General features: G+C 64.9%; 1 protein-coding gene and 1 pseudogene. One reads left to right on the top strand and one right to left on the bottom strand.

What is annotated here, in order from left to right; all coding sequences use genetic code 11:
• Positions 1–73: 73 nt before the first annotated feature.
• Positions 74–1513 (bottom strand): annotated as a pseudogene (locus WS69_RS14515) (methyl-accepting chemotaxis protein); the annotation flags it as partial.
• 393 nt (positions 1514–1906) lie between these two features.
• On the opposite strand from WS69_RS14515, the gene WS69_RS35490 reads away from it, so the two are divergent.
• The coding region (locus tag WS69_RS35490) for a hypothetical protein (protein WP_331457981.1) at positions 1907–2260 on the top strand (354 nt) is incomplete at its 3' end.

Below are 2260 nucleotides of genomic sequence, written 5' to 3'. Positions count from 1 at the left end.
GCTCAGCTTCCGAGCCGCTGCGCCGTCGGCGGCGTAGCTTCATCTGCGCGACAAAACGAATTGTTCAGGGCCGACTATCGAGGTGCACGACAGCGTGATCGACCTGCGAGACGCCCGCGCTCTGCTCGCTCGTCGACGCGCTGATTTCGGCGATCAGATCGGACACGCGCTTCACCTGCGACACGATCTCGTCCATCGACTTGCCCGCATAGTCGACGGTCTGCGCGCCGGATTCGACCCGCTCGACGCTCGCGCCGATCAGCGCCTTGATCTCCTTCGCCGCGTTCGCGCTGCGCTGCGCGAGCGCGCGCACCTCGCCCGCGACGACCGCGAAGCCGCGCCCCTGCTCGCCGGCGCGCGCGGCCTCGACGGCCGCGTTCAGCGCGAGGATGTTCGTCTGGAACGCGATCCCGTCGATCACGCCGATGATCTCAGAGATCCGGCGCGAGCTCTCGGTGATCTCGCCCATCGTGCTGACGACCTCGCGCACCGCCTGGCCGCCGCGCTCCGCCGCATGGCTCGCCGATTCCGACAGCCGGTTCGCCTGCGTCGCCGTCTCGGCGTTGCTCGACACGGTCGCCGTCATCTGCGCCATCGACGCGGCCGTCTGCTGGACGCTCGTCGCCGCCTGCTCGGTGCGCGCGCTCAGGTCGTTGTTGCCCTGCGCGATCTCGTTGATCGCGCGCTGCACGGTCAGCACCTGATCACTCACGTCGTCGATCAGCCAGCGGAACATCAGCCCGAGCTGATTGATCGTGCGCAGCGTCATCCCGATCTCGTCGACGCGGTTCATGTTGACGCCCTGGCGGCTCGATCCGGTCGCGACGTCGAGCGCCTGCCGACGCAGCGTGCGCAGCGGCCGCGCGATCTGCGCGTCGAGCCACCAGGCGGCGAGCGCCGCGCCGCCGAACGTCGCGCCCGCGAGCTGCGCGAGCGGCGCGCCCGTGACGCCGGCCGCCCACGCAGCGCCGACGATCGCCGGCGTCAGCACGGCGATCGGCAGATGGACGCGCGCGCGCACCGACATCGTCTGCAGCAGCGACACGGCGCGCAGCAGTCCGCTGCGCACGATCACGCCCTTGTGGAACCGCCGCCCGCCCGCGCGGCCTTCGCGGAAGTCGCGATAGAGCGCTTCGGCGGCGGCGATCTCGCCGCGCGCGGCCTTCGTGCGCACCGACATGTAGCCTTGGGTCCGCCCGCCGCGGATCACGGGCACTGCGTTCGCGCGCACCCAGTAATGGTCGCCGTTCTTGCGACGATTCTTGACGAGCGCAGTCCACGGCTCGCCGCGCTTCAACGTCGCCCACATGTCGGCGAACGCCTCGCGCGGCATGTCGGGATGGCGGACGACGTTGTGCGCGTCGCCGACGATCTCGTCGCTCGAAAAGCCGCTGACGTGCACGAACGTCGCGTTCGCATACGTGATGCGGCCGTGCGGATCGGTCGTCGACATCAAGGTCGCATCGTCGGGAAAATCGAATTCGCGTTGGGTGACGGGTTGGTTGTTACGCATGAGCGCTCCGAATGCTGGATCTATGTCCTTTAATTGATTTCATCGGCCGAGCCAAATCGATCGAATGGCGTTCGATCGGCTCGCACCTCGTTGTCGGCAGCCGTTCAGCAAAACCGGCACGCAGGGGTAAGCACGAGATGATGAATTTCGCGTTGACACACATCAAACCGGAGCCTCTCGGACGGGCTGCCTTCGTTGCTTTTCGTCGACGTTGCCGGTCCCGCAACATTTGAATGTTCACTCAAACCATGCCGATTCTAATGATCGACATCAAATAATCCGATATGAATTATTTCATGAGTTTTGTCGATCGAATATTCATGAATTAGAAATAAGATCGATCGACATTCTGAGCTTGATTCGAATGCCGGGATAAGCGTATGGCATGCGCCAATGCAGGTTCGCCGAAATCTATCCGGCGATGTGGAATTGCCTTTTCAATCAAGGCGTCATGCGAATATTGAAGAATTCGCCGGGAAATGCGGAAGATATCTTGGGCGGGATGCGCGCGGCGCGACTCGACCCGACTGCATGACGGCCGCCGTCATGCATCCGATGCGGCGGCGCTCGCGATGCGCGCCGCTGCGCGTGCAAAGAAAAACGGCCCGGGCGCTTGCGGGCGCGGGCCATATGGATTGCCGCGCGATGCTCGGCGTACGACGCGGATCAGACGCGTTCGATCGCGATCGCGATGCCCTGACCGACGCCGATGCACATCGTGCACAGCGCATAGCGGCCGTTCGTGCG

Source organism: Burkholderia sp. BDU5 (assembly GCF_001522845.1).
Lineage (GTDB): Bacteria > Pseudomonadota > Gammaproteobacteria > Burkholderiales > Burkholderiaceae > Burkholderia > Burkholderia mayonis.
This window is presented reverse-complemented; position numbering and strand designations above follow the sequence as displayed.